The 26505-nt window shown below is 66.9% G+C and carries 28 protein-coding genes, 3 tRNA genes and 1 pseudogene; 24 read left to right on the top strand and 8 right to left on the bottom strand.

Translation table 11 applies throughout. The features are described from left to right. Positions 1-108 precede the first annotated feature (108 nt). The 4 genes and pseudogenes from RQP53_RS08350 to RQP53_RS08335 form a co-directional block, all read right to left on the bottom strand. The gene (locus tag RQP53_RS08350; protein WP_315649763.1) at positions 109-933 is read right to left on the bottom strand and encodes a LytR/AlgR family response regulator transcription factor; all 825 of its coding nucleotides are present in this window, start codon (positions 931-933) and stop codon (positions 109-111) included. Beyond that, positions 930-2066: a sensor histidine kinase gene (locus RQP53_RS08345; RefSeq protein WP_315649762.1), complete on the bottom strand. Its 1137-nt coding sequence runs from the start codon at positions 2064-2066 to the stop codon at positions 930-932. The genes RQP53_RS08350 and RQP53_RS08345 overlap by 4 nt, the downstream gene beginning before the upstream one ends. 57 nt (positions 2067-2123) lie before the next feature. Continuing rightward, positions 2124-2630 (bottom strand): annotated as a pseudogene (locus RQP53_RS08340) (DUF6622 family protein). A 141-nt stretch (positions 2631-2771) separates the two neighbouring features. Continuing rightward, positions 2772-4343 (bottom strand): helicase HerA-like domain-containing protein, encoded by a 1572-nt coding sequence (locus RQP53_RS08335; RefSeq protein WP_315649761.1) that lies wholly within the window; start codon positions 4341-4343, stop codon positions 2772-2774. Positions 4344-4447: 104 nt separating this feature from the next. On the opposite strand from RQP53_RS08335, the gene RQP53_RS08330 reads away from it, so the two are divergent. From RQP53_RS08330 to RQP53_RS08230, 21 genes are all read left to right on the top strand, one after another. Next, positions 4448-5173 (top strand): YebC/PmpR family DNA-binding transcriptional regulator, encoded by a 726-nt coding sequence (locus tag RQP53_RS08330; RefSeq protein ID WP_315649760.1) that lies wholly within the window; start codon positions 4448-4450, stop codon positions 5171-5173. Between the two features lie 87 nt (positions 5174-5260). Beyond that, positions 5261-6541, top strand: coding sequence for a phosphoribosylamine--glycine ligase (purD, locus tag RQP53_RS08325; protein WP_315649759.1), 1281 nt, complete (start codon positions 5261-5263; stop codon positions 6539-6541). 20 nt (positions 6542-6561) lie between these two features. Further along, positions 6562-7191, top strand: a complete 630-nt coding sequence (locus RQP53_RS08320; protein ID WP_315649758.1) for a 1-acyl-sn-glycerol-3-phosphate acyltransferase — start codon at positions 6562-6564, stop codon at positions 7189-7191. Between the two features lie 49 nt (positions 7192-7240). After that, a complete protein-coding gene (hemF, locus tag RQP53_RS08315; protein ID WP_315649757.1) occupies positions 7241-8185 on the top strand; it encodes an oxygen-dependent coproporphyrinogen oxidase in 945 nt (314 codons plus the stop codon). A gap of 9 nt (positions 8186-8194) precedes the next feature. After that, on the top strand, positions 8195-8824 hold the full coding sequence (gene nadD / locus RQP53_RS08310) for a nicotinate-nucleotide adenylyltransferase (RefSeq protein WP_315649756.1): 630 nt from the start codon (positions 8195-8197) through the stop codon (positions 8822-8824). Continuing rightward, complete coding sequence (rsfS, locus tag RQP53_RS08305) at positions 8825-9586, top strand: ribosome silencing factor (RefSeq protein WP_315649755.1); 762 nt, start codon at positions 8825-8827, stop codon at positions 9584-9586. Between the two features lie 6 nt (positions 9587-9592). Further along, complete coding sequence (gene rlmH / locus RQP53_RS08300; RefSeq protein WP_315649754.1) at positions 9593-10060, top strand: 23S rRNA (pseudouridine(1915)-N(3))-methyltransferase RlmH; 468 nt, start codon at positions 9593-9595, stop codon at positions 10058-10060. Then, positions 10053-10688: a Maf family protein gene (locus tag RQP53_RS08295; RefSeq protein ID WP_315649753.1), complete on the top strand. Its 636-nt coding sequence runs from the start codon at positions 10053-10055 to the stop codon at positions 10686-10688. The genes rlmH and RQP53_RS08295 overlap by 8 nt, the downstream gene beginning before the upstream one ends. 108 nt (positions 10689-10796) lie before the next feature. Then, the gene (gene rng / locus RQP53_RS08290) at positions 10797-12278 is read left to right on the top strand and encodes a ribonuclease G (protein ID WP_315649752.1); all 1482 of its coding nucleotides are present in this window, start codon (positions 10797-10799) and stop codon (positions 12276-12278) included. Positions 12279-12319: 41 nt separating this feature from the next. After that, the gene (locus tag RQP53_RS08285) at positions 12320-13132 is read left to right on the top strand and encodes a substrate-binding periplasmic protein (protein ID WP_315649751.1); all 813 of its coding nucleotides are present in this window, start codon (positions 12320-12322) and stop codon (positions 13130-13132) included. A gap of 105 nt (positions 13133-13237) precedes the next feature. Further along, a complete protein-coding gene (tolB, locus tag RQP53_RS08280) occupies positions 13238-14548 on the top strand; it encodes a Tol-Pal system beta propeller repeat protein TolB (protein WP_315649750.1) in 1311 nt (436 codons plus the stop codon). Positions 14549-14669: 121 nt separating this feature from the next. Next, a complete protein-coding gene (pal, locus tag RQP53_RS08275) occupies positions 14670-15203 on the top strand; it encodes a peptidoglycan-associated lipoprotein Pal (protein WP_315649749.1) in 534 nt (177 codons plus the stop codon). A gap of 1 nt (position 15204) precedes the next feature. Next, on the top strand, positions 15205-15993 hold the full coding sequence (gene ybgF, locus RQP53_RS08270) for a tol-pal system protein YbgF (protein WP_315649748.1): 789 nt from the start codon (positions 15205-15207) through the stop codon (positions 15991-15993). A 126-nt stretch (positions 15994-16119) separates the two neighbouring features. Beyond that, a complete protein-coding gene (locus tag RQP53_RS08265) occupies positions 16120-16935 on the top strand; it encodes a tRNA threonylcarbamoyladenosine dehydratase (protein ID WP_315649747.1) in 816 nt (271 codons plus the stop codon). A gap of 116 nt (positions 16936-17051) precedes the next feature. Then, positions 17052-17127 (top strand) — tRNA-Lys (locus tag RQP53_RS08260). A gap of 14 nt (positions 17128-17141) precedes the next feature. After that, positions 17142-17217, top strand: a tRNA-Lys gene (locus RQP53_RS08255). Between the two features lie 23 nt (positions 17218-17240). Beyond that, a tRNA-Lys gene (locus tag RQP53_RS08250) sits at positions 17241-17316 on the top strand. Positions 17317-17640: 324 nt separating this feature from the next. Continuing rightward, positions 17641-19248, top strand: a complete 1608-nt coding sequence (locus tag RQP53_RS08245; RefSeq protein WP_315649746.1) for a glycosyltransferase family 39 protein — start codon at positions 17641-17643, stop codon at positions 19246-19248. Between the two features lie 4 nt (positions 19249-19252). Further along, positions 19253-19738, top strand: a complete 486-nt coding sequence (locus RQP53_RS08240; RefSeq protein WP_315649745.1) for a 2-thiouracil desulfurase family protein — start codon at positions 19253-19255, stop codon at positions 19736-19738. Between the two features lie 80 nt (positions 19739-19818). Then, positions 19819-20913, top strand: coding sequence for an iron-sulfur cluster carrier protein ApbC (gene apbC / locus RQP53_RS08235; RefSeq protein ID WP_315649744.1), 1095 nt, complete (start codon positions 19819-19821; stop codon positions 20911-20913). After that, on the top strand, positions 20914-21510 hold the full coding sequence (locus RQP53_RS08230) for a nitroreductase family protein (RefSeq protein WP_315649743.1): 597 nt from the start codon (positions 20914-20916) through the stop codon (positions 21508-21510). A gap of 9 nt (positions 21511-21519) precedes the next feature. On the opposite strand, the gene RQP53_RS08225 is transcribed toward RQP53_RS08230, so the two are convergent. Both RQP53_RS08225 and RQP53_RS08220 read right to left on the bottom strand, forming a co-directional pair. Then, on the bottom strand, positions 21520-22542 hold the full coding sequence (locus RQP53_RS08225) for a 2-dehydropantoate 2-reductase (protein WP_315649742.1): 1023 nt from the start codon (positions 22540-22542) through the stop codon (positions 21520-21522). Next, positions 22539-23084, bottom strand: coding sequence for an Mpo1 family 2-hydroxy fatty acid dioxygenase (locus RQP53_RS08220; protein WP_315649741.1), 546 nt, complete (start codon positions 23082-23084; stop codon positions 22539-22541). The genes RQP53_RS08225 and RQP53_RS08220 overlap by 4 nt, the downstream gene beginning before the upstream one ends. 155 nt (positions 23085-23239) lie before the next feature. Here RQP53_RS08220 and RQP53_RS08215 point away from each other — a divergent pair, with 155 nt between their 5' ends. Beyond that, positions 23240-23950, top strand: coding sequence for a Crp/Fnr family transcriptional regulator (locus tag RQP53_RS08215; protein ID WP_315649740.1), 711 nt, complete (start codon positions 23240-23242; stop codon positions 23948-23950). A gap of 3 nt (positions 23951-23953) precedes the next feature. Here RQP53_RS08215 and RQP53_RS08210 read toward each other — a convergent pair whose 3' ends face one another. Next, a complete protein-coding gene (locus RQP53_RS08210) occupies positions 23954-24823 on the bottom strand; it encodes a 4-hydroxy-tetrahydrodipicolinate synthase family protein (RefSeq protein WP_315649739.1) in 870 nt (289 codons plus the stop codon). 263 nt (positions 24824-25086) lie between these two features. On the opposite strand from RQP53_RS08210, the gene RQP53_RS08205 reads away from it, so the two are divergent. Together RQP53_RS08205 and crcB are read left to right on the top strand one after the other, a co-directional pair. Then, the gene (locus tag RQP53_RS08205) at positions 25087-25575 is read left to right on the top strand and encodes a molybdenum cofactor biosynthesis protein MoaE (RefSeq protein WP_315649738.1); all 489 of its coding nucleotides are present in this window, start codon (positions 25087-25089) and stop codon (positions 25573-25575) included. Then, positions 25572-25955, top strand: coding sequence for a fluoride efflux transporter CrcB (crcB, locus tag RQP53_RS08200; protein WP_315649737.1), 384 nt, complete (start codon positions 25572-25574; stop codon positions 25953-25955). Before RQP53_RS08205 ends, crcB begins: the two co-directional genes overlap by 4 nt. Here crcB and RQP53_RS08195 read toward each other — a convergent pair. After that, positions 25927-26478: a DUF1993 domain-containing protein gene (locus RQP53_RS08195; RefSeq protein ID WP_315649736.1), complete on the bottom strand. Its 552-nt coding sequence runs from the start codon at positions 26476-26478 to the stop codon at positions 25927-25929. The genes crcB and RQP53_RS08195 overlap by 29 nt on opposite strands. Positions 26479-26505 lie beyond the last annotated feature (27 nt).

Raw genomic sequence — 26505 nt, 5'->3', positions numbered from 1 at the left:
ACGCATGTTCGCCGCGCTGCCTTGTCAGGGCGCAGCCGATTCGATGAATCGCAAGCCAGGGCGCTGAATCAACAGCGGGCGCGCCTTTTCGGCGGCGCCAGGTTGAGCTCAAAGCGCCTTGAACAGATGCGCATACATGCGGCTGACGCCCAGCCGATCGGTGCATCCGCGCAGCTGCAGGCTCAGCTTGCCGGCCTCGTCGCGAACGGCGCGTTCGATCGCGTCGGCACGCACGACGGTGCCGCGATGGACCTGCCAGAACAGCTGCGCATCCAGCTGCGGCAGCAGTTCACGCAGCGAGATGCGGATCAGATGCTCCTTGCTGGCGGTGATGACGCGCACGTATTTGTCGGCCGCCTCGAAGTACAGCACCTCACCGACGGGCACCATCTGGATCGCCGTGCCCACGCTGACCTGCAAGAGCCGCAACGGCGCGGCCGGCGCTGCGGCGGGCGCTGCCTGGCCCGTGCCCAGCAGCTGGCGCAGCTGGCTCAGCGTGTCGGCCGAAAGCGCGGCGGCGGCGGGCTCGCGATGGCGAAGTGCGAGCTGCTGGCGCAGGCGTTCGCAGCTTTGCGCCAGGCGTTCGCGTTGCAGCGGCTTGAGCACGTAGTCGACAGCAGCCTGCTCGAAGGCCTGCAGCGCGTACTGGTCGTAGGCGGTGACGAAGACCAGCAGCGGGAAGGGGCGGTCATCGGGCCAGTCCTCGGCCATCGCGCGGGCGGCCTCCAGGCCGCTCATGCCGGGCATGCGGATGTCCAGGAAGCAGATCTGCGGCTGCTTGGCCAACGCGGCGTCGACGGCGGCCTGGCCATGGCTGGCCATGGCAACGATCTCCAGCTCGGGCCAGAGCTGGCGCAGCTCGGCACGCAGGTGCTCGGCGAGCAACTGTTCGTCTTCGGCGATCAGGGCGGTGGGGTGGGAGGCTGTGTTCATGGTTGTTGCGGGGCAAGAGCGCCGGGGTGGCTCAGCTGGGCCAGCGGCAGGCGCAGTTCGACCAGGCAGCCGCCTTCCGGCGGGCCGCTGATGGCCAGGTTGGCGGCGCTGCCAAAGCGTGTCTGCAGGCGATCTCGCACCTGCTGCAGGCCGAAGCGGGTGCCGCTGCTGGAGGGGGATTCACTCAGCCCGCAGCCGCTGTCGCGCACGCTCAGCAGCAAGACCTGACCCTCAGCGCCCATCACCTCGCAGGCACTGACGATCAGCTGGCCGCCATCGAGCTGGGGCTCCAGGCCGTGCTTGATCGCGTTCTCGACCAGCGGCTGCAGCAGCAGCGGCGGCACTTCGAGTGCAGCCAGTGCCTCGGGCAGTTCAAAACGGGTCTGGAGCCGTTCACCCATGCGCACCTTCATCAGCGCCAGATAGTCGTCGAGGCGGGCAAATTCGGTCGCCAGACTGTGGCCGTCGACACGCGAGGCAGTCAGCGTGGCGCGCAGGAAGGCGTTCAGGTGGTCCAGCATCTCCTGCGCTCGGCCCGGGTCCATGCCAATCAATACGCGCAGATTGGCCAGCGTGTTGAACAGCATGTGCGGCTCCAGTTGCGCCTCGAGCAGACGTAGCCGCGTCTCTGCCGCCACCCGCTGGGCGGTCTGCGCTTCGGTTCGGGCCCGCTCGATGCGCTGACGGACGACGAAATAGTTGGTCAGCGCGATGCCCGGCAGCAGCGAGAAGATCAGCGTTGCCAGGGCCGTCTGGCGGTCCAGCGCGAGCAGGCGGGCGCTGTGAAAGCCGCTGAACTGGTTGCCGATCAGGCCGCCGACTTCGATACCCAGCGCCGTGCCGAGCAAGAGGCTCACTGCCATCAAACCCGGGCCCGGCCAGCTCTGCTGCTGATCGGGTGCGCGGCCGCGGTTGCGCAGCGAAGTGAAGAACTGGCTGAGCAGCTGGACAAAGCCGCTGCAGCAGATGGTGATGCAGCTGGTGTAGAGCAGGATGCCCTGCCAGGGCGTGTCGCTGATGGCCAGCTGGATCAAGCTCATCGCCGTTGTGATCGTGGCGATGATCAGCAGTTGGCGGCGTAGCCAATGACGCCATCCGAGTGGCGAGCCGGGCACAAAAAAGGAAGGGGTCATCGGGCGGGGGTGGCGAGGGCAGGGCGCGAGGATATCGCGCCTCGCGGGTGCGCGGATTCAGTTGCCCAGAGCGGGCTGGCGCAGCGCCAGCACATTGCGTGCCCGGGCCAGAAAGATGGCGCCGACCAGGCCGTACATGGCGGCGACTGGCACGGCCACTTGCAGCTCGCCAGCCCAGTCCGGATGCAAACCCAGGGCCATGCCGGCGGCAAACTTCAGCACGAAGATGCCCAGAATCAGCAACATGGGCTACCAGCTGCCGGGCACGTGAAAGCGCTGGCGGGCGGCGTCAAAGCGGGCCTTGCCCGGCCATCCGGTGGCGCGCACGGCCCGCTGCGCCAGTACCAGCGAGACGAAGAAGGCGGCCAGCACCGGTGCGCGCCAGCCAAAGGCCGAGACGGTGCTCCAGGCGCCAAGGCCAAGAAAGACCAGCGGCAGCAGGCGCAGGCGCTGTTCACTCAGCGACTGGTCGCGGGTCTGCATCAGGCCCAGCGCGATGAGCACAGCGAGCAGGGCCCAGACCCAGACCGGCACATGGGCGAGGATGGGGGTCAGCACATTCATTTGGGAACTCCATCGGTGGCGTGTTGCGATGGCTGAACTTTGCCAATCCCGAGCCGATTGCTCAGCAGCGCTGCGATGGCCGGCAACGGGCCGGCGCGAAACGCCTCTGCAAGGCGCCAGCGGCTGGCTGGCAGCTGGCGCTCAGCGCCGCCGGCTGTTGCCGCCACCCAGGATGCTGCCGAGCACGCCGCGGATGATCTCGCGGCCGACGGCTGAGCCGACCGAGCGCATCGCCGAGCGTGCCGCCGCCTCGGCCAGCCCCTCCTTGTGGCCGCCGCGCGGACCGGTGCTGCCAAAGAGCACGTCCTTGAGCCCGTCCAGCATGCCAGGCCCGGCAGGGGCAGCGGCTGCTGGAGGTGTTGAGGCCGCCGGCATCGCTGCGCTCGTGCTGGCGCGCGGCGGCGCGCCAGCTGCCGCTGAGCTTGACCTCGCCGCGTCGGTATTACGGCCGGTCAGCCGCTCATAGGCCGATTCGCGATCGACCTGCTGCTCATAGACGCCGGCCACCAGCGAGCCCTGGATCAGCTGCTGGCGCTGCGCCGCCGTGATCGGCCCGATCTGCGTGCCCGGCGGCATGATGAAGACGCGTTCGGTGACACTGGGCCGGCCCTGTTCGTCGAGCAGGCTGACCAGCGCCTCGCCGACGGCCAGCTCGCCGATGGCCGTGGCAATGTCCAGCCCCGGCTTGGCCCGCATCGTCTCGGCCGCGGCCTTGACCGCCTTCTGATCACGCGGCGTGAAGGCGCGCAGCGCATGCTGGACGCGATTGCCGAGCTGGCCCAGCACGGCGTCGGGGATGTCCAGCGGATTTTGGGTGACGAAATAGACGCCCACGCCCTTGGAGCGCACCAGGCGCACGACCAGCTCGATGCGCTCGACCAGCACCTCCGGCGCATCCTTGAACAGCAGATGCGCCTCGTCAAAGAAGAACACCAGCTTGGGCTTGTCCAGATCGCCGACCTCGGGCAGCGCCTCGAACAGCTCGGACAGCAGCCAGAGCAGGAAGCTAGCGTAGAGCCGCGGCGCGGCCATCAGCTTGTCGGCGGCCAGGATGTTGACGACGCCGGCGCCCTGGTCCGACTGGATCAGGTCGAGGATGTTGAGCATCGGCTCGCCGAAGAACTTGTCGCCACCCTGGGCCTCGATCTGCAGCAGGCCGCGCTGGATGGCGCCGATGCTGGCCGCGCTGACATTGCCGTACTGGGTAGTGAACTGCCTGGCGTTGTCGCCCACATGCTGGAGCATGGCCCGCAGGTCTTTCAGGTCCAGCAGCAGCAGGCCCTGATCGTCGGCGATCTTGAACACCAGCTGCAGCACGCCCTGCTGGGTCTCGTTCAGGGCCAGCATCCGCGCCAGCAGCAGCGGGCCCATGTCGGACACGGTGGCGCGTACCGGATGGCCCTGCTCGCCGAACACGTCCCACAGCGTCGTCGGGCAGGCGAAGGGATCGGGGGCGGCCAGGCCGCGGCTCTTGAGCAGGGCCAGCAGTTTTTCGGAGGGTCGGCCGGGCTGCGAGATGCCGGTCAGATCGCCCTTGACGTCGGCCATGAAGACCGGCACGCCGATGCGGCTGAACGATTCGGCCAGCTTTTGCAGGCTGATGGTCTTGCCGGTGCCGGTGGCCCCGGTGATCAGGCCATGGCGGTTGGCCAGCGCGGGCAGCAGCTGGCAGGCGATGTCCTGGTGTTGCGCCAGCAGGATGGGGTCGGCCATGCTCGGTTCTTTCGCGGCGGGAAGCTAAAATCGCAGTCTATCCAACAATATGGAGCCGCCGGACCACGCCCGTGGACGACGCGCTCGCCAGGAGAATTCAGGCAATGGCTGGTCATTCCAAATGGGCCAATATTCAGCATCGCAAGGGCCGTCAGGACGAGAAGCGCGGCAAGATCTGGACCCGACTGACGCGTGAAATCATCGTCGCCGCCCGCACCGGCGGTGGCGACGTGGCGATGAACCCGCGGCTGCGTCTGGCGATTGAAAAGGCCAAGGCGGCCAATATGCCGGCCGACAATATCAAGCGCAACGTCGACAAGGCCACCGGCAATCTGGACGGCGTGACCTACGAGGAAATCCGCTACGAAGGCTATGGCATCGGCGGCGCCGCCATCATGGTCGACACCATGACCGACAACCGCGTGCGCACCGTCGCCGAGGTTCGCCATGCCTTCAGCAAATACGGCGGCAATATGGGCACCGATGGCTCGGTGTCCTTCCAGTTCAAGCATTGCGGCCTGTTCCTGTTCGCACCCGGCACCTCGGAAGACAAGCTGATGGAAGTGGCGCTGGAAGCCGGCGCCGACGACGTCATCACCGGCGAAGACGGCTCGATCGAGGTCATCACCGCGCCGGGCAGCTACGAGGCGGTCAAGGCCGCATTGGAAGCCGCCGGTCTGCTGCCCGAGCTGAGCGAAGTGACCATGCGGGCCGACAACACCATCGAGTTGAGCGGCGAGGATGCCCAGCGCATGCAGAAGCTGCTGGACGTGCTCGAAGACCTGGACGACACCCAGGAGGTCTATCACAACGCCAGCCTGGGCGAGTGATGGCCACGCGGGCGGCGCCCTTGCTGGCGCCGCTTTTTGCATTGAATTGACAGTCCGGCATGGCGCCGGGCGAGCAAAGGGTTGCGAATGAAGGTCTTGGTCCTGGGGAATGGTGGTCGCGAACATGCGCTGGCCTGGAAGCTGGCGCAATGCGAGCGGGTCAGCCAGGTGTTCGTGGCGCCGGGCAATGGCGGCACGGCGCTGGACGCGCGGCTGAAGAACATCGCCATCACCGATGTGAAGGCCCTGGCTGACTTCACGACCGAAGAGAAGATCGCGTTGACCGTGGTCGGCCCCGAGGCCTTTTTGGCGGCCGGTGTCGTCGACGAGTTCCGCGCGCGCGGCCTGCGCATCTTCGGCCCCACCAAGGCGGCCGCGCAGTTGGAGTCGTCCAAGGCCTTTGCCAAGGACTTCATGAAGCGCCATGGCATTCCGACCGCGGCCTATGAGAGCTTCACCGATGTGGCCGCGGCCCATGCCTATGTTGACGCACAAGGCGCGCCCATCGTCATCAAGGCCGATGGCCTGGCGGCCGGCAAGGGCGTCGTCGTCGCGATGACGCTGGAACAGGCGCATGAGGCGATCGACTGGATCCTGGCTGACAACAAACTCGGCGTCACCCACAACGAGGGCGGTGCGCGCGTCGTCATCGAGCAATTCCTCGAAGGCGAGGAGGCCAGCTTCATCGTGCTGTGCGACGGCAAGAACGTCGTCTCGCTGGCCACCAGCCAGGACCACAAGCGCCTGCTGGACGGCGACGAAGGCCCCAACACCGGCGGCATGGGCGCGTACTCGCCGGCGCCGGTGGTCACGCCCAATGTGCATGCCAAGGCCATGCACGAGATCATCATGCCGACGATCCAGGGCATGGCCCGCGACGGCATTCCCTTCACCGGCTTCCTGTATGCCGGGCTGATGATCGATGCTCACGGCCAGCCGCGCACCGTCGAGTTCAACACCCGCATGGGCGACCCCGAGACCCAGCCCATCATGATGCGGCTGAAGAGCGATCTCTTCGAGGTGCTGATGCATGCCACCGATGGCACGCTGGACCAGGTTGAGCTGCAATGGGACCGCCGCGTCGCGCTGGGCGTGGTGATGGCGGCCAGCGGCTATCCGCTGCAGCCGCGCAAGGGCGACGCGATCAGCGGCCTGCCTGCCGATGCCGAGGATGCGATGGTCTTTCATGCCGGCACCGCCGTCATTGACAGCCAGCTGCAGACCAGCGGCGGTCGCGTGCTGTGCGTCACGGCGCTGGGCGAGTCGGTGCGCACCGCGCAGCAACGCGCCTATGACGCGCTGAGCAATATCCAGTTCGACGGCAAGCAGTTCCGCCGCGACATCGGCTACCGGGCGGTGAAGCGTTGAGCGAGGTGCAATCCGCTGGGGTGGACACTGCACTGCCGCGCCAGGCCCATTACCTGGCCGGTGAGCGGCCGATCCAGCCGCGCGGCAGTGCCTTGGCGCGTGGCCTGCTGCGCCTGGCCGGCTGGCGGCTGGAGTTCACTGGCCTGCCGGCGCTGCAGGGCGTGATCCTGGTCTATCCGCACACCTCGAACTGGGACTTCGTCATCGGCGTGCTGGCCAAATGGGCGCTGGGCCTGGAACTGCGTTTCTGGGGCAAGGACAGCCTGTTCAAGCTGCCGCTGTTCGGCCGCTGGGTGCGCTGGATCGGCGGCGTGGCGGTCGATCGCAGCAGCAAGCGCGGCATGGTCGGCGACACGGTGGCGCAGATGCGCCAGGCCCAGGCCGCGGGCCGGCAGTTCTGGCTGGCCGCCGCGCCTGAAGGGACGCGCTCCTATGTGCCGGGCTGGCGCTCCGGCGCCTACCAGGTGGCGGTGCAGGCCCAGGTGCCGGTTGGCCTGGTGTTCTTCGACTTCGCCACCCGCACGGTGGGTGCGAGCTGCTTTGTCGCCCTGAGCGGCCGGCCGGACGAAGACTTTGCGCTGTTCGCCGAGTACCTGGCGCCGCGCCGTGGCATGCGCCCCGAGCTGGCCAGCCCTATCAAACTGAAATGAGCCCTCGGCTAGCGCCTTCGCTAGTTCGCCATGGCAAGGAACGCCTGAGATGAGCAATCTGAATACGCAAATGGTGCGCGACTACCTGCTCGGCCTGCAGCAGCGCATCATCGTCGGCCTGGAGGCGCTGGACGGCCAGCCCTTCATCAGCGATGGCTGGCAGCGCGAGCCGGGCGGCCGGCTGGAAGGCGATGGCCTGACGCGGCTGATCGAGAACGGCGGCCTGTTCGAGCGCGGCGGCTGCAATTTCTCGCATGTGCGGGGTCGGGTCTTGCCTCCCTCGGCCACCCAGCACCGGCCCGAGCTGGCAGGCGCGCCTTTCGAGGCCATGGGCGTCTCGCTGGTGCTGCACCCGCACAACCCCTTTGTGCCAACCGTGCACATGAATGTGCGCATGTTTGCCGCGCTGCCGGTCGATCAGGCGCCGGTGGTCTGGTTCGGCGGCGGCATGGATCTGACGCCCTACTACGGCTTCGAGCGCGACGCCCAGCATTTCCATCGCAGCTGTGAAGCCGCCTTGCAGCCACATGGCGAGCAGCACTACCCGCGCTTCAAGCAGTGGTGCGACGAGTACTTCTTCCTCAAGCACCGCAATGAGCCGCGTGGCATCGGCGGCATCTTCTTCGACGACTATGCCGAGGGCGGCTTTGACGCTGCCTTCGGGCTGATGCAGTCGGTCGGTGACGCCTTCCTGCCGGCCTATCTGCCCATCGTCGAACGACGGCACGGCCTGGCCTATGGCGAGCGCGAGCGCGACTTCCAGGCCTACCGGCGCGGCCGCTATGTCGAGTTCAATCTGGTCTTTGATCGCGGCACCTTGTTCGGCCTGCAATCGGGCGGGCGTACCGAGTCCATCCTGATGTCCATGCCACCCGTGGTCAAATGGCGCTATGACTGGCAGCCCGACGCGGGTACGCAGGAGGCCAAGCTGTACACCGACTTTCTGCGGCCGCGCGACTGGGCCCACGAGACGGCCACCCATCTGTGGCTCTGAACCTGCGCCATGGCTGAGCAGGCTCAGCCGCAGCAGCGCTTGAAGCTGGGCCTGTTTGGCGGCAGCTTCGATCCGGTGCATCTGGGCCATCTGGCGCTGGCCCGTGTGGCCCGTGATCAGCTGGGCCTGGATCAAGTGCTTTGGCTGCCGGCCGGCCAGCCTTGGCAGAAACTGGGGCAGCGGGCCATGACGGCCGCGGTGCATCGGCAGGCCATGGTGGCGCTGACGATAGCCGGCGAAGCCGGCATGCTGCTCGATACCCGCGAGTTGCTTCGCGCGGGGCCGAGCTACACGGTGGACACGGCCGAGGCGCTGGCACGGCAGCACCCGGGTGCCGAGTTGCTGCTGATCATCGGCCAGGATCAGCTGGGCCGCTTGCACAGCTGGCAGCGTTGGCAGGACTTGCTGGGCCTGGTCCGGCTGGCCGTGGTGGCGCGGGACGGTCAAGAAGTGCGCGCATCTGCCGAAGTGCTGGCAGATGTACCCGCGCTGCCTATAGAGCGGTTGGCCATGCCAGCCGTGCCGATTTCATCGACCTTGGTGCGCGCGGCAGCGTCGCGCGGCGAGGATTTAACGCCCATGGTGGGCAAGAAGGTTGCGGGGTATATTGCCCAGCACCGTCTTTACAGTGAGTACTGAATGGACATTCGTAAACTGCAACGCGCCATCGTCGATGGCCTGGAAGACGTCAAGGCCCAGAACATCGTGGTCTTCAACACGGAGCATCTGTCTCCGCTGTTTGAGCGCGTGATCATCGCCTCCGGCACCAGCAACCGTCAGACCAAGGCGCTTGCGTCCAGCGTCCGCGAGACCGTCAAGGAACGTGGCATGCAGGTCATGCGCACCGAGGGCGAGGACAACGGCGAATGGATCATCGTCGACTGCGGCGCCGCCGTCGTTCACCTGATGCAGCCGGCCATTCGCGACTACTACCACCTCGAAGAAATTTGGGGCGAGAAGCCGGTCAAGCTGAAGCTGGGCAGCAGCGAGACCAAGCTGGTCAAGGCCTCTGAAGACGACAGCGTGCCGGCCAAGAAAACCGCTGCCAAGAAGGCCCCGGCAAAGACGGCGGCCAAGCCTGCAGCCAAGGCCGCGGCAAAAACGGCCGCCAAACCCGCTGCCAAGCCTGCTGCCAAGAAAGCCGCTGCAGGCAAGACCGCTGCAACAAAGACAGCGGCAACGAAGACGCCTGCCGTGAAGAAGACCGTCGCCAAGGGCGGCGTCAGCCGTACCGTCGGTGTGAAGGCTGCGGCCGAGAAGGTCATCAAGGTCGGCGCAGCGAAGAAGCCGGCGGCCAAGAAGACCGTGGCCGCCAAGTCCGCTGCAAAACCTGCAGCGCGCCCGGCCGCCAAGGCTGCTGCCAAGCCGGCGGCCAAGCGTTCCACGGCCAAGAAGGCCTGATCGCCGATGCGTTTGCTGCTGGTCGCGGTCGGCCAGCGTCAGCCCGCCTGGGCCGATGCGGCCTATGAGGATTTCGCCAAGCGCTTTCCGCCCGAGATGCGGCTGGAGCTGAAGGCCGTCAAGGCCGAGCCGCGGGCCGGCAAGAGCGCCGAGCAGCTGATGGCTGCGGAGGCCCAGCGGCTGGAGGCGGCCCTGCCCAAAAGCGTGCGACGCATCGTGCTGGACGAGCGCGGCGAGCGCCAGACCAGCAAGCAGCTGGCCGAGCGGCTGGAGCGCTGGAAGGGCGATGGCCGCGATGTCGCCATCTTCATCGGCGGGCCCGATGGCCTGCATCCCGATCTGAAGGCGCGGGCCGACGAGATGCTGCGCCTCTCGGACCTGACACTGCCGCACGCCTTCGTTCGCGTGCTGCTGGCCGAGGCGCTGTACCGCGCCTGGTCCATCATGGAAAACCACCCCTATCACCGTGAATGAGCCTGTGTCTGCCGAGCTGATCTACCTCGCTTCGCAAAGTCCACGTCGCCGCCAGTTGCTCGATCAGCTGGGTGTGCCCCACGAACTGCTGCTGCCCGGCGCCGATGAAGATGCCGAGGCCCTGGAAACGCAGCTCAGCGGCGAAGCGCCCGAGGCCTATGTGCGCCGCGTCACCGGCAACAAGCTGGCCGCGGCCGAGGCGCGCCTGGCTGCGCGCGGCCTGCCGCCCCGAGCGATTCTGTGCTCGGACACGACGGTGGCCCTGGGCGCCGACATCCTCGGCAAGCCGGCCGATGCCGATGAGGCGCTGGCCATGCTGCGGCGCCTGTCGGGCCGTACGCACCAGGTGTTGACGTCCGTGAGCCTGGCCTGGATCAGCGCTGAGAGCGGCCTCTGGCAGCGGGCGCAGGCGCTCAGCGTCTCCAGCGTGCGCTTTGCCGAAGTGCCCGAGGCGGTGCTTCGCCGCTATGTCGCCAGCGGCGAGCCGATGGGCAAGGCCGGGTCCTACGCGATCCAGAGTCAGATTGCCGCCTGGATTGCCCACATCGAGGGCTCATATTCGGGCATCATGGGGCTGCCCCTGTTCGAGACAGCGCAGCTCTTGCGCCAGGCCGGCTGGGAACTTTAGATCGGGTAGCGACAACAGCCTTGTCGCAAACGCTGAGTGGGCCATGGCCAGCCACAGCGCTTGCGACAGTGCTTGACCGCCACAAGCGCGGTATGGAGCCCAAAGGCTATGGAAGATATCTTGATCAATTGGTCTCCCCAGGAGACCCGCGTGGCCGTCGTTGAAAACGGCGCGGTGCAAGAACTGCACATGGAGCGCACGCTGGAGCGCGGCCTGGTCGGCAACGTCTATTCCGGCCGCGTCGCCCGCGTGCTGCCGGGCATGCAGTCGGCCTTCATCGACATCGGCCTGGAACGCGCCGCGTTTCTGCATGTGGCCGATCTGCACGTCAACGGCAGCACGCCGCGCGCGCATCACGGCGAGTCGGCGCCGCCCACGCCGATCGAGCGCCTGGTCTTTGAGGGTCAGGCCTTGACTGTGCAGGTGATCAAGGACCCGATTGGCACCAAGGGCGCGCGGCTGTCCTCGCAGATATCGATTGCCGGCCGCATGCTGGTCTATCTGCCGCAGGACGAGCACATCGGCATCTCGCAGAAGATCGGCTCGCCCGAGGCGCGCGAGCAGCTGCGCGCGCGGATGCAGGCGCTGGTCGGCAAGGCGGAGGAGGGCGGCGGTGGCGGCTTCATCCTGCGCACCAATGCCGAGGATGCCAGCGATGAGGAACTGGCGGCCGATATCGCCTATCTGCGCAAGACCTGGGCGACGATCAAGGAGCGCAGCTTCCGTTCGCCGCCGGGCACCTTGCTGCATCAGGACCTGAGCCTGGTGGAACGGGTGCTGCGCGATCTGGTCAGCGAGCGCACCGGCTCGATCCGCATCGACTCGCGGATGCAGTTCGATGTGCTGCGCGCCTTTGGCGAGAACTTCATGCCGGCGGCCACCGCCAAGCTCGAGCATTACCGCGGCGAGCGGCCGATCTTCGATCTGCACAATATCGATGCCGAGCTGGACCGCGCGCTGGCCCGTCGGGTTGATTTGAAATCGGGCGGCTATCTGATCATCGACCAGACCGAAGCGATGACGACCATCGACGTCAACACCGGTGGCTTCGTCGGTGCGCGCAATTTCGACGACACGATTTTCAAGACCAATCTCGAGGCCGCCGGCGCGATTGCCCGCCAGCTGCGGCTGCGCAATCTGGGCGGCATCATCATTGTCGACTTCATCGACATGACGCGCGATGAACACCGCAGCGCCGTGCTCTCGGAGTTCAAGAAGCAGCTGGCCAAGGACCGCACCAAGGTTACCGTCGGTGGTTTCACGCAGCTGGGCCTGGTCGAGATGACACGCAAGCGCACCCGCGAATCGCTGTCCCGGATGCTGTGTGAGCCTTGCCCGACCTGTCAGGGCCGCGGCCAGGTCAAGACCACACGCAGCGTCTGCTACGACATCATGCGCGAGATCCTGCGCGAGGCGCGGCAGTTCAATCCCAAGGAATTCCGCGTCGTGGCGGCGGCCAATGTGGTGGAGATGCTGCTCGATGAGGAAAGCCAGCATCTGGCCGGCCTGTCTGACTTCATCGGCAAGCCGATCTCGCTGAGTGCCGAGCCGACCAACCAGACTGAGCACTACGATATCGTGCTCTTGTAGCGCGCCGCCGCGGGCTGGGTGGCGCGAAGCTAGGAGGCTTTATGAACCGTACAGGTTTTCGCCCCTTGTTCCGCCCGGCTCTGGCGCGCCGCCGGGCCTTGTTTGCGATGGCCGTGGCACTGCTGGGTGCAGGCACCTCAAGTCGCGCCGCTGAGCCGGCGTTGCGGCTCTACACCGAGGAATACGCGCCCTACAACTACACGATCAAGGGCAAGCCTTCGGGGCTGTCCGTTGAAATCGTGATGGAGCTGCAGCGGCGCATGCGGCTGGACATTCCCATCGAGGTGGTGCCCTGGGCGCGCGGCTACCGCTCGGCGTCGACCGAGCCATGGGTGGGTCTGTTCGTCACCGCACGCACGGCCGAACGTGAGCCGCTGTTCCAGTGGGTCGGGCCGATCAGCGCCACACGTGCCCACCTGTATGCGCGCCGCGGCGAGCAGACCGGCATCCGCAGCCTGGACGACGCCCGCAAGGTGCCGCAGATCATGGTGCCGCGCGAGTGGTACATCCACCAGGATCTGCGCAGCCGCGGCTTTACCAATCTGGAGCCGGTGTCGACGCCGGCCGACGCGATGCGCATGCTGCTGGCCAACCGCAGCGTCGTGATTGCGATGGACGAGAGCACGGTCGCCGAGACCATGCGCCTGGCGGGGCTGGTGTCCGACCCGCCCGAGCCCATTGTCAAGATCTCCGAGGCGCTGCTCTACATCGCCTTTTCCAAGGGCACGCCGGCGGAGGTGGTGCAGCGCTGGCAGCAGACCCTGGACGAGATGAAGCGCGATGGCAGCTTTGCCGCCATCCACCAGCGCTGGCTGCCGGGCGTGCCGCTGCCCAGCGCGCCTGCCGCGCGCTGAGGCCTCGTCGCCTCGATCGCTGCCGGCATGGCGAACGGTGGGCGGCTTTGGCCTGAGGCAGAATGCGAGGCCTCGGGCGGCTGGCCCGTCAATGCTGAATGAGTGATGTCTGAGCTGAACAATTCCCTGCCCAATCCGTTGCCGAATCTGCTGCGCCGTCGCGAACTGCTGACGGCTGCCGGGCTGGGTTTGAGCCTCCCGGCGCTGGCACAGTTCCGTGTCGAGATCTCTGGGGTCGGCGGCACACAGACGCCGATTGCGATCAACGATTTCCGCGATGAAGCCCAGACCGGTCAGCCGGTGGCCGCCATCATCCGTGCCGATCTTGAGCGCAGCGGGCAGTTCCGTGTTACGCCCAATACGGCGCCGATGAGCGAGACCAGTCTGCCGGCTTTCAACGAATGGCGGGCCAAGGCGGTCGATGCCTTGGTTGCCGGCTCGGCGACCCGCCTGGCTGATGGCCGCTACGATCTGCGCTACAAGCTTTGGGACGTCGTCAAGGGCCAGGACCAGGGCGGCGAAAGCCAGGCCGTCGCGGCCGACGATGTGCGCCTGGCCGCGCACCGCATCGCCGACAGCATTTACCAAAAGCTGACCGGTGAGCGCGGTGTCTTCGCCACCCGCATGGCCTATGTCACAAAGGCCGGCGGACGCTACAGCCTGCGCATCACCGATGCCGACGGTGAGGGCGGCCAGATCGCACTGGCCAGCCCCGAGCCCATCATCTCGCCAGCCTGGTCGCCCGATGGCAAGGAACTGGCCTATGTGTCCTTCGAAACCCGCAAGGCCGTCGTCTGGGTGCAGGAACTGGCTACCGGCCGGCGGCGCATGGTCGCGAATTTCCGCGGTAGCAATAGCGCACCGGCCTTCTCGCCCGACGGTCAGCGGCTGGCGATGACCTTGTCGCGTGATGGCGGCTCGCAGCTCTTCGTGATGGGCCGCAATGGCGACAACGTCAAGCGCCTCACGCAGACCCGTGCGATCGATACCGAGCCGGTGTTCACGCCCGATGGTCAGAAAATCTACTTCGTCAGCGACCGCGGTGGCAGTCCGCAGATCTACCGGATGCCTGCCGATGGCGGTGAGGCCGAGCGCGTGACTTTCAACGGCAGCTACAACATCAGCCCAACGATCAGCCCCGACGGCCGTACGCTGGCCTTCATCACCCGCGAGGGGGGCTCGACCTTCCGCCTGTGCGTGATGGATCTGGCCAGCGGCGTGGTGCAGAAGATCAGCGACACGACGGACGACGAAAGCCCCAGCTTTGCGCCCAATGGCCGGCTGATCGTCTATGCCACCCGCAGCGGTGGCCGTGATGTCTTGGTGACGACGACGCTGGACGGCCGCATCAAGGCCAAGCTGGTGTCGACGCTGGCCGATGTGCGAGAGCCGACCTGGGGGCCTTTCGGCCGCTGAGTCGCACAGCCAGAAGCGGCTGACATTTGACGGACAATACGAGCCGCGCCGGCCTGGGGACCGGCCCCGGGCTCTTTTTCTGAATCCCGCCCGAACCCGAATAATCGCTTGGAGAGAAACAATGCAAAAGCACACTCAATTCGCCCTGGCCCTGCTGGCCGCCGCCGTGCTGGCCGGCTGCAGCTCGACCCCGTTGACCGAGCCCGCGCCGGTCGAAACCCGCCCGGCTGAACAGCCCAAGGTTGTCACGCCGCCGCCGGTGAAGCCGGCTGAGTCCAAGGTGCAGACCGTAGACTTCGGCGCCGAGTTGCTCAAGGCCGCCAACGAAAAGGGCCGCACCGTTTACTTTGATTTCGACAGCTTCGTCGTCAAGGACGAGTACCGCGGTCTGATCGAAGCCCACGCCAAGCGCCTGGGCAATGATCGCAAGGTGGCCCTGAGCCTGGAAGGCCATGCCGACGAACGCGGTGGCCGTGAGTACAACCTGGCCCTGGGCCAGAAGCGTGCCGAAGCCGTGGTGCAATCGCTGACCCTGCTGGGCGCGCAAGCCGGCCAGGTCGAGCCGGTCAGCTTCGGCAAGGAGCGTCCGGCCGTGCAAGGCCATGACGAAGCCGCCTGGGCCAAGAACCGCCGCGTCGAACTGAAGGACAAGTGAGATGAGCGGTCTGGGCTTTCGCAAGCCGCTGGGCCTGCTGGCGCTGGCCGCCGGCCTGGCCTGCCTGCCGGCACGGGCGGCGCTGTTCGAGGATGAAGAAGCCCGCAAGGCGATTCTTGATCTGCGCGCCAAGCTGCAGCAGGCCGACGAGGCCCAGCGCGGCCGCGCCGAACAGGCGCAGGCCCAGCTGCAGGAGCAGCTCGGCCCCTTGCGCCGCAGCCTGTTGGATCTGAACAGCCAGATCGAATCGCTGCGTGCCGAGATCGCCAAGCTGCGCGGTCAGAACGAACAGCTGGCCCGCGACCTGTCTGAAACTCAGCGCAAGCTGAGCGATCAGAGCCAGGGCCTGGAAGCCCGGCTGCGTACGCTGGAGCCGCAGAAGGTGTCGCTGGATGGGCGTGAGTTCCTGGTCGAGCCGGAAGAGCGCCGTCAGTACGAAGCCGCCATCGGCGCCGTGCGGCGCGGTGAGTTTGGCGAAGCTGCCAATTCGCTGAACGCTTTCCTGAAGCGCTATGGCAGCGGTGGTTACGCCGATTCGGCGCGCTTCTGGCTGGGCAACGCGCAGTATGGCAAGCGCGACTACAAGGACGCGATTGCGACCTTCAAGGGCCTGATCGTTGCCAACCCCGAGCATCCGCGGGCGGCCGAGGCACTGCTGGCGCTGGCCAATTGCCAGATTGAGCTGAAGGACGTCAAGGCGGCCCGACGCAGCCTGGATGACCTGATCAAGGCCTATCCCGGCACCGAGGCGGCGCAGGCCGGCAAGGAACGCCTGGCGGCTTTGAAGTAAACCAGACCCAAACCTAGGCAAGACCTGGCCCCGTGCAGCCGCGCGGGGCCTTTTTCTTTGCGGCGCCCATCCGGAGCGAGTCGGCTCCTAGAATCGCCGCAGCGTCAGCGGGCCAGACCAATATCCATGACTACAGCCTCAACAAGCACCGACGCGGCCTTTGATGCCAATGCCGATCCCGACAGCGAGCGCCGTTTCGGCGGGCTGCGCCGGCTCTATGGCGAGGCCGATTACTGCCGGCTGCGTTCGGCGCGCTTTGCCATCGTTGGCTTGGGGGGCGTGGGCTCCTGGGTGGCCGAGGCGCTGGCGCGCATGGGCGTGGCCGAGCTGACGCTGATCGATCTGGATCAGGTGGCTGAGTCGAATATCAATCGCCAGGTTCAGGCACTGGGCAGCACCGTCGGTATGGCCAAGGTCGAGGCGCTGCGGCGACGCATCCTGGACATCCATCCGACCTGCCGTCTGCACCTGGTCGAGGAATTTGTCGACGAACAGAACTGGCCGGCACTGCTGCAAGGCCGTGCCATCGATGGCCTGGTTGATGCCTGCGATCAGGTGCGCGCCAAGGCGGTGCAGGCGGCCTGGGCGCAGCAGGCTGCTTGCGCCTTCGTCACCGTTGGCGCGGCCGGCGGCAAGCGGCAGCCACAGGCGGTCGAGGTGCAAGACCTGGCCCTCACCACCCACGACCCCTTGCTGGCCAGCCTGCGCCAGCGCTTGCGCAAATTCCATGGCGGAGCCCGGCAGGGCAAGATGGGCGTGGCCTGCGTGTTCTCGCGCGAAGCGCTGACGCGGCCGCCGGAGTCGTGTGATGTCGATGGCAGCCTGAACTGCCACGGCTATGGTTCCAGCGTGGCGGTGACGGCTGGCTTCGGCATGACGGCCGCCGCCGAGCTGGTGAAAGAATTCTTAAAAAAATCGGCGGCGACTATTGCAAAGCAATAAAAACCGCTCCTATAATGTGAGGCTCTGCTGAAGGGCGCGGACAATACCTCGGAAGCAAGAAGGTCGGTTTAAAAGACAGATCGTGCTTGATTCAAGAGGGTCCGGGTTTTTCACTCGGGTTGTTAGCTCAGTCGGTAGAGCAGCGGACTTTTAATCCGTTGGTCGCAGGTTCGAATCCTGCACAACCCACCAGTCAGTGGTTTCGTGGGTCCTTAGCTCAGTTGGTAGAGCAGCGGACTCTTAATCCGTTGGTCGAAGGTTCGAATCCTTCAGGGCCCACCACGAAACTCCATGACCCCGAATTCGGGTCCTTAGCTCAGTTGGTAGAGCAGCGGACTCTTAATCCGTTGGTCGAAGGTTCGAATCCTTCAGGGCCCACCAAAATCCCGAATCGTCAAAAGGACTTGCTGAACAGCAAGTCCTTTTTTCGTTGTGGCCCGTGAATGGACGGCAGGGACGCGACGCTCATTCCGCAGTGCGTGCCTTTGGCGCGTCTGTATCGCGCCTACTGTGCGAAATGCCGCCAACGCAAGGGCTTATCCCCTCAAACGGGGTTCGCGGTAAAGAATTGTTTCGCTACCATTGCGCCCGCACTCTGCGCCATTGGCGGAAAAGGTGCGCCTGCGCCGGCTGTTGGACTGCTTCTGGCGCTTTTTTGCGCTGTCATCTGACTCATGCGGCGCTTCGATGCCCACGAGCCAAGCGATGAAACCCGCGATCGATCCGTCCCTGCCTTTTGAACCAGCCGCGAGCAACGCCGCCCCGGTGGGCAATCGCCTGCGCCTGGGCGCCTGGACAATCGATCTCGCTGATGCGCGCCAGATGGGCCGCTTGACGATTGCATTTCTTGCCTTCCACCTCTTGCTCTGGGTCGTGCTGGCAACGATCAGTCATCGCGCACCGCCCTGGGACAATATCGAGCAGCTGGTGTGGATGCAGTCGCTGGAGTGGGGCTATTACAAGCACCCGCCGTTCCCGACCTGGTGGGTTCATTTCTGGACCAGCATCTTTGGCCGCGAAATCTGGGTCACCTTTTTTGCGGCGCAGTTGAATGTCGTGCTGATGCTGGTGCTGGTGTGGCGTATTGCCCTGCACGTGACCGATCCTGTCCGTGCTTTCGCCGCCACCGTGCTGAGCAGCCTGCTGATCTACCACGGCCTGCACGGCATCATGGCCAATCACAACACCTTGCAGCTGATGCCGGTGGCCTTGTTGCTGTGGCTCAGTCTGCACGCGGTGCGTGATGGTGGCTGGTGGCGCTGGGCCTTGGTCGGCGCTGCCGCTGCGTTGTGCCTGCTGACCAAGTACAGCGCACTGATCTGGCTGGCCATCATCGGCGCCTGGCTGCTGCAAGACCAGCGCATGCGCTCTCTGCGGGCGTGGGCGGGCCCACTGATGGCCTTGCTGGTCTGCGCCGTCTTGGTCGGCCCGCATATCGAATGGCTGGTTCGCGAGGGCGCGCCCAGCCTGAGCTACGTCAATCAGGCCGTCAACGGCGAGCACGATGCCTCGACGATGGGGCACTGGGGCCGGCTCGGCAACTTCCTCGTGATCCAGCTTGCCCGTGCCTTGCCGCTGTTGCTTGGTGTCGGCTTGTTGCGCTTGATGCTGCGCCGCGCGCCGCGCCAGCTCGCTACAGGCGAGCCGCAGCGACCCGAATGGCGCTTTGTCGCCATCATGACGCTGGGCCCGGTGCTGCTGACTTCCTTGCTCGGCGTGGCCGGCGTGAAGCTCGGTTCGGCCTGGGCGGCGACCTTTTTCATCATGCTGGGTGTGATGGCGATGCGCTGGATTCCCGCGGTGGTGCCGGCGCAGCTGGTCAAGGCGGTATTGATCGTCGGCCTGGTGATGGAGCTGGTGCTGGCCTCGGGCATGGCCATTGGCAGCGGCTGGCTGGTCGATATGACCAACCGCCCGGCGCGTTCCAACTTCCCCTCGGTACGGCTGGCCAAGGAGCTGGACCGGATCTGGGCCGAGCAGATGCAGCAGCCGCTGCGCGTCATCGTCGGCGAGACCTGGCTGGCCGGCAATGTGTCGGTGCGCTCGCGCCATCAGCCCATGGTTTTCATTGATGCCGATCCGGCCAAGGCGCCGTGGATACGGCCCGAGATGATGCGCGATTGCGGCGCCTTGCTGGTGATTGACCGGCGCAACCAGGCCGATCCGCTGGACCCGCGCGTCAATGACTTGCTGCTGGCCGCCAAGCGCAGCGGCATGGTCGACATTCCCTGGACCCGCCATGAAAGCGGGCCCCGCCTGATTGTCGAATGGGCCATCGTCGAGCCCGCGAACCCGAACGCCTGCCCGCGCTGAGCTGATGCCTCCCATCCTCGTCAGCGCCTGTTTGCTGGGTCAGCCGGTGCGCTACGACGGCCGCGCCGGTGAAGGCAGTGAACTGCTGCTGCGGTGGCAGCAACGCGGCTGGCTGCAGCCCCTCTGCCCCGAGATGGCTGGCGGCCTGCCGGTGCCGCGCCCAGCGGCCGAGATCCACGGCCCAGGCGGTGGCGCGGCGGTGCTGCGCGGGCAGATTCGTTTGCGCGTGCAGCAAGGGCCGGATCCGACCGAGGCCTTCATCGCCGGCGCTCAGGCTGCATTGGCACTGGCGCAGCGGCATGGCTGTCGCTATGCCGTGCTGACCGAGCGCAGCCCGTCCTGCGGTTCCACGCACATCTGCGACGGCAGCTTCAGCCGCCGGCTGATCGAGGGCGAAGGGCTGACCACCGCCTTGTTGCGCCAGCATGGCATCGAGGTCTTCAGCCAGCACCAGCTGGACGAGCTCGCGCAGCACTTGCCCGCGCACTGAGCCTGAGCCCCCACGTCGGGGCGGGCCATGGGCGCTGGGCTAGACTGCGCGCCAATCCCGTTTTTGCGAAGCATTCCCCCATGTCCGCCATCCAAGAAGCCAGCGTGCTGCAGGCGCTGTCCAGCGTCATCGATCCCCATACCGGCGAGGCCCTGACCGCCGGCAAGCAATTGAAGCCGTTGCGCATCAAGGGCGGCCAGCTGAGCCTGGAGCTCGAACTGGGCTATCCGGCGGCCACCCAGCACCAGGCCTTTGCCGAGGCGCTGCGCCAGGCGGCGCTGACGGTGGCCGGCGTCGAGTCGGTCGAGGTGGCGATCAGCAGCAAGATCGTCGCCCATGCGGTGCAGCGTGGCGTGCAGTTGCTGCCAGGCGTCAAGAACATCATCGCTGTCGCCTCGGGCAAGGGCGGTGTGGGCAAGAGCACCACCGCCGCCAACCTGGCCCTGGCCCTGGCCTCCGAGGGTGCCCGCGTTGGCATTCTCGATGCCGATATCTACGGCCCCAGCCAGCCGATGATGATGGGCATTGCCGGCCGGCCGGACAGCCTGGACGGCAAGACCATGGAGCCGATGCAGAGCCACGGCGTACAGCTGAACTCGATCGGTTTCCTGGTCGATGAAGACCAGGCGATGATCTGGCGCGGCCCCATGGCCACCCAGGCGCTGGAGCAACTGCTGCGCCAGACCCGCTGGCAGGATCTGGACTATCTGGTCGTCGACATGCCGCCTGGCACCGGCGACATCCAGCTGACGCTGTCGCAGCGCGTGCCGGTGACCGGCGCCATCATCGTCACCACGCCGCAGGACATCGCGCTGATCGACGCCAAGAAGGGCCTGAAGATGTTCGAGAAGGTGGGCGTGCCCATCCTCGGCCTGGTCGAGAACATGGCGGTTCACGTCTGCACGAACTGCGGCCACGCCGAGCACATCTTTGGCGCCGACGGCGGCAAGAAGATGGCCGCCCAGTTCGGGCTCGACTACCTGGCCGGCCTGCCGCTGGCGCTCTCCATCCGCGAGCAGGCCGATGCTGGCCGCCCCAGCGTGATCGCCGAGCCCGAAGGCGAGATCGCCGCCATCTACAAGCAGCTGGCGCGCAAAGTGGCGGCCAAAATTGCCGCGCAGGCCAAGGATTATTCGGCCAAGTTCCCGACCATCTCCATCTCCAAGACCAGCTGAATGGACGCTGCCTCCGCGCCGGCTCTTCAAGCCTTGCAGGCTTTGCTGGGCCGCTACTCGGTCGGGCCCAAGCATCTGGTCGAGCCTGGGCCCAATGATGAGCAGCTGGCGCTGATGGTGCAGGCGGCGCTGCGTGCGCCCGATCATGCCGAGCTGATGCCCTTGCGCCTGAAGCTGGTGCGTGGCGCAGCCAGGCAGCGAATGGCGGAGCTGTTCGCCGCCGCGGCGCGAGCGGCCGGCAAGGACGAAGCCGGCGCGGCCCTGGACGCCGAACGTGCGCTGCGGCCGCCGCTGACGGTCGCCGTGCTGGCCCGCATCGATATGGGCCATCCGCTGGTGCCGGCCCATGAGCAATGGGCGGCCGTCGGTGGCGCGCTCAGCAACTTCCTGACTGCCGCCCATCTGCTGGGCTTTGGCGGCAAGATGCTGTCCGGCGCCAAGGTTCGCGATGCAAGCATCCAGGCTGCCTTCTGCGCGCCCGGCGAGACGCTGCTGGGCTGGATCGCCCTGGGGACGCCCAAGATATCGTCTGCGAAGAGCACGCCACGTGCGACACGCAAGCCCGAGGCGCTGGCATTGCAAGAGTGGGGGCGCTAACTCAAGGAGTTAGCCAATCGCGCGCAGCAACTCCTCGGCGCTGTAGGGCTGCGGCCGCTGCGGCCAGGCTTGCACCAGCGCCTGGATGCGGGCATTGACGGGCGCCTGGCGGCCCAGCTTCTGGGCCAGCCGTTGCACCTCGCCGCAGAGCATGTCGATCTCGGTGACGCGCTGCAAGGCCAGATCGTCGGCCATGCTGGAGCGGGCCGCCGCATCGATCTTCAGCATCCGCGCCGCCAGCAGGCGGAACAGCGGATTGGGCAGGCGCAGCAAGGTGGGCAGGCGCTCGGGCGCTAGCGCGGTGAGCTGCGCCGGCTTGATGCCGGCCTGGTGCAGCAGTGCCAGGGCCTCGTCCTGCAGAGCGGCCAGGCAGCGTCGGTAGCCGCGCTGCAGCAGTTGCTCGCGCAAGGGCAGTCCGGACAGCGCATTGACCGGGTTGTTCAGGTTCAAGAGCAGCTTGCCCCACTGCACCGCCAGCATGTCTTCGACCAGGCGCAGCCGCAGGCCGGCGCGGCCGAAATGCTCGACATAGGGCAGCAGCGCCGCGTTGGCCTGGGCGACCAAATCGCCATCGGTGCCGCGGTGGTAATGACCCGGCCCCAGCTCGGCCACATTGAAGGGCACCATGCCGGCCAGAAAACGCAGATCCGGCGCGACGGCCGCCGCGCGCTGGGCGTTGCCGATGCCGTTTTGCATCGACAGCACCAGGCTGCCCGCCGGTAGCTGGGCTTGCAAGGCCTGGGCGGCCTGGGCCGTGGCGCCGCTCTTCACGCACAGCAGGGTCAGCGCCGGTTGCAGGCCGGCGGGAATGCTGGTTTCCAGGCGCAGGGCCTCGCGGCGCAGCCGGCGTTGGCCGCCATCACGGTCGCTGAGATTGAGGCCGTGAGCGGCCAGCGCGTCGAGCACGCGAGGCCGGCCGACGAAAACCACCGCCAACCCAGCCGCCTGCAGCAAGCCACCGAGATAGCAGCCGATGGCGCCGGCGCCCATCACCAGCACCGGCGCCGAGCCGGCGACGGCGGCTTCGCTCATGCGGCAGGGTGGGCCAGGTCACGCAGATGGGTGGGGCCGACCCGGCGCTCGATCTCGGCCAGCATCTCGCGCCCCCAGCCCAGGGCGAACAAGGCCTCGCCGACGACGAACATCGGCCCGACCAGCAGGCCGACCAGATCGTCAACAAAGGCCGGCTTGCGCCCCTCGTAGTAATGGCCGATGAACTGGATGATCCAGCCGATCACAAAGCCGCCGACCCCCCAGGCCAGCCAGCTACTGGTGCTGCCCAGCGCCAGCGGCATCGCTGCGGCCAGCAGCGCGCCGTTGACCACAGAGACGGCCAGGCCCAGCACCAGATTGCCACGGGTCAGGTACCACAGCGTGCTGGCCGCCCAGAGCAGGGTGGCGGCGCTGAGCGCCATGCCGCCCAGCTCGAACTGCGCGCGGGCCAGCAGCACCTCAATGGCGAAAACGATCAGCGGGATGCCGACGAAGTGGGTGGCGATATTGCGCCGGTCGCGGTGGTAGGCGGCGTACTGGGCCATCAGGTCAATGGCGGGGCGAAACGGCGATGCGGCCATGAGGGTCTCCTGGAGGTGGCGCTCGGGGCCGGCGCGATGCGGGCCGGCCAAGGGCTTGTCTTGATGGAGATCAGCTTAGAGCGGCGCGAAGATCGCGACTGTCAAATGCCGGACAGTCGTGCTGGCCGTTTACCCTGAGTCCGTCCGAAAGCGCCATGCTGCCCGCCCATCTGCTGGAAACGCAAGAACTGACCCTGCTGCAGCACAACCGCTGGCTGGCCGGCTGTGCGCCGGCGCTGCGCGACTACCTGCTGGCGCATGGGCGGCGCTGCCTCCTGGGCAGCGGCCAGACCCTGTTCGAGCGCGGCGGCGTGGCGCACGACCTGTGCTGTGTGCTCAGCGGCGCGCTGCGGGTGGGCGCCTTGCATGCTGACGGCAGCGTCGCGCTGCTGGCCTGGCTGGAGCCGGGCCAGTGGTTTGGCGAGATCTCGCTGATCGATGGGCTGCCACGCACCCATGATGTGGTCGCCGAGGGGCCGACCTCTGTCTGGCTGATCTCGCACGCCGAGCTGCAAGACTGGCTGAACGCCCATCCGCAGCATTGGCGCGCGATCGCCCAGCTGGCCTGCATCAAGCTGCGCAACAGCTTCGAGGCGCTGGAAGACATGGCCCATCTGAACCTGGAGCAGCGCCTGGCCAAGCGCCTCTTGCTGGTGGCCAGCGGCTATGCGCAGCGCGCCGAGCAGCTGATGCCGACCCGGCTGCGGCTGCCGCAGGAGCAGCTGGCGCTGATGCTGGGCGTCAGCCGCCAGACCGTCAACAAGGCCCTGAAGGCCTTGGAGGCGCAGCGACTGCTGGCGCTGCATTATGGCGAGATCGAGCTGCTCGATCTCGCCGCCCTGGAACTGCTTGCGCGGCCGGGCTGAGCCTCAGTCCTGCAGCTGCTTGAGCGCCTCGAGAAAATGCTCGGCCAGCGCCGGCGAGGCGCTGTGCAGGGGCGCGCGCAGCTCGTCATGCATCCAGCCCAGCCGCGCCATCACCGCCTTCAGCGGGGCCGGATTGGGCTCGGCAAAGCTCAGGCCGATGATGCGCCCGAGCTGTTGCCAGAGTTGCCGAGCAGCCGGCAGGTCCTGCGCCTGCAGCGCCGCGAACAGCTGCAGGAAACGGCGCGTCTCCAGATGGGCGCTGGCGGCAATGGCGCCGGCGCCGCCCAGGGCCAGCGTGCTGAAGATGTTGTGGTCCTCACCGGCCAGCACGGCCAGCCGACCATCCTCGATCAGCGCCTGGGTGGCCTGCATTTGGCCGCCGCAGTCCTTCAGCGCCTGGATGTTGGGGTGCCCGGCCAGCTGCAGCAGGGTGGCCAGCTCGATCTTGACGCCGGTGCGGTAGGGGATGTCGTAGACGACCAGGGGCAGGGGGCTGGCGTCGGCCACCGCCTGGAAATAGCCGAGCAGGCCCTGCTGCGAAGGCCGGATATAGGACGGCGCCGGCAGCAGATAGCCGGCCAGCGGGTAGCGCTTGGCCAGGTCCTGCATGCGCGCCGCGACCATGGCCGGCCGCGGCCCGGACACTCCCATCAGCACCGGCGCGTCGCCGGCGGTGGCACAGATGGTGTCCAGCACCGCGTCCTGCTCGTGCTCGTCCATCAGCGCGGCCTCGCCGGTGCTGCCGCAGGCGACAAAGCCCTTGACGCCATCGGCCTTCAGCCGTTTGACCAGCTTCTGCAGCGCGGTATGGTCGATCTCGCCGTGGTGGAACGGGGTCACCAGGGGAATCCAGAGGCCGGAGAAGTCTTGCACGATCACATTCACTCCATCAGTACGACAAAGACCTGGAGGAACCGTGTGGGGAAGGGGCCGGACGGCGGTGCTCAGCTGCCTCGGCGGCCTACCTGAGCACGGCTGCAGCGCCGGTCAGATAAGCGGCTGCGGTTTTTTGGATTTGCGAGCAGCGGCCACGGCAAGCGCACCGACACGCGCCAGCATCACGGCGGGCGAGGGGAGGGCGTTGGGCGTGGCAGCGGCAGGCATCGAGTGATTATGCACGGTGCACAATCCGATCCATGAAAAGCGTTTCGATCCAGACCGAGGACTTCGATCTCAGCACTGAGACGGCGCGGCTGCGCGAGGCCGATGGTGGCATCGGCGCGGTGGTCGCCTTCGTGGGCACCGTGCGCGAGGCCAGCGAGGGGCGGGCGGTCAGCCTGATGGAACTCGAGCATTACCCGGGCATGACCGAGGCGGCGATCGAGGCCATGATTGACGCGGCGTTTGCCCGCTTTGACATCCGCGCGGCGCGGGTGATCCATCGCGTCGGGCCCTTGGCCGCGCGCGAACAGATCGTGCTGGTGCTGGTCGCCTCGGCCCATCGCGGCCAGGCCTTCCAGGCCTGCGAATTCCTGATGGACTATCTGAAGACGCAAGCGCCGTTCTGGAAGAAGGAGCACCGGCCCGATGGCGCGCACTGGGTCGATGCGCGCAGCCTCGACGACGAGGCGCTGGCGCGCTGGGGCATTCAGGCGAACAACGCGGCTGTGGCCGCCAAGGCATGAACGCGCTGTCGTTGAAGATGCTGGCGATTGCCGCCGGCGCCAGCATCGGCGCGCTGGCGCGCTGGGCCGCAGGCCTCTGGTTCAATGCCAGCTGGCCGGGCTTTCCGCTGGGCACGCTGCTGGTGAATGTGGCCGGCGGGCTGATGGCAGGGATGGCGCTGGAGTGGTTCGGCCGCACGCCGGACGAGCTGCTGCGCCTGCTGATCGTGACCGGTTTCCTCGGCGGGCTGACGACCTTCTCATCCTTCTCCGGCGAATCGCTGACGCTGCTGCAGCGCGGTCAGTTCGCGATGGCGCTGACGCACACCAGCGTCCACGTGCTGGGCTCGCTGGCCGCCGCTGCCGCCGGGCTCAGGCTGATGCAGTGGTGGCTGGACTGAGGTCTGCCGGCCCGTAGCGATGAAGGCCGTCGAAATCGGCCTTGCCCAGCGGCAGGCCGGCCTGGCGCAGCAGCGCATAGGCCAGGCTCAGGTGAAAGAAGAAGTTGGGCAGGGCGAACTGGTGGATGTAGTCGGCCGGCGCTAACTGGCCAAGCGCCTGGCCGGCATCGAAGTGCACGAGGGACGGCAGCGGGCGGGCGTCGAGCTCATCAGCACGCAGCGTTTGCAGCAGTGCCAGCCGGGCTTGCAGCCGGGCGCGCAAGCCGGGCAGATCGCGCTTGAAGTCGCCGTACTGCAGCTGCGCCTGGCCGAGCAAGGGCGCCAGCGCACGCGGCACGAAATTGCAGGCGATCTCGATCTGGCTGGCCAGCGGATGCATATCGGGCGCCAGGCGGGACTGCAGCAGTGATGCAAGGGCCGGGCCGTCGAGGCGCGCCTCGGCCAGATCCAGCCAGCCACGCAGCTGGCCCAGATAACGCTGAAAGACGGGCACGGTGGTGGCCCAGAGGGAAGCGGTGTTCATCGCCGCATTGTCGGCGCTTGCGCCAGA

The organism is Roseateles aquae (genome assembly GCF_032337115.1).
In the GTDB taxonomy this organism is placed as follows: Bacteria; Pseudomonadota; Gammaproteobacteria; order Burkholderiales; family Burkholderiaceae_C; genus Roseateles_C; species Roseateles_C aquae.
Note: the sequence above shows the minus strand (reverse complement) of the source record. Positions and strands in the feature narration are given on the sequence as shown.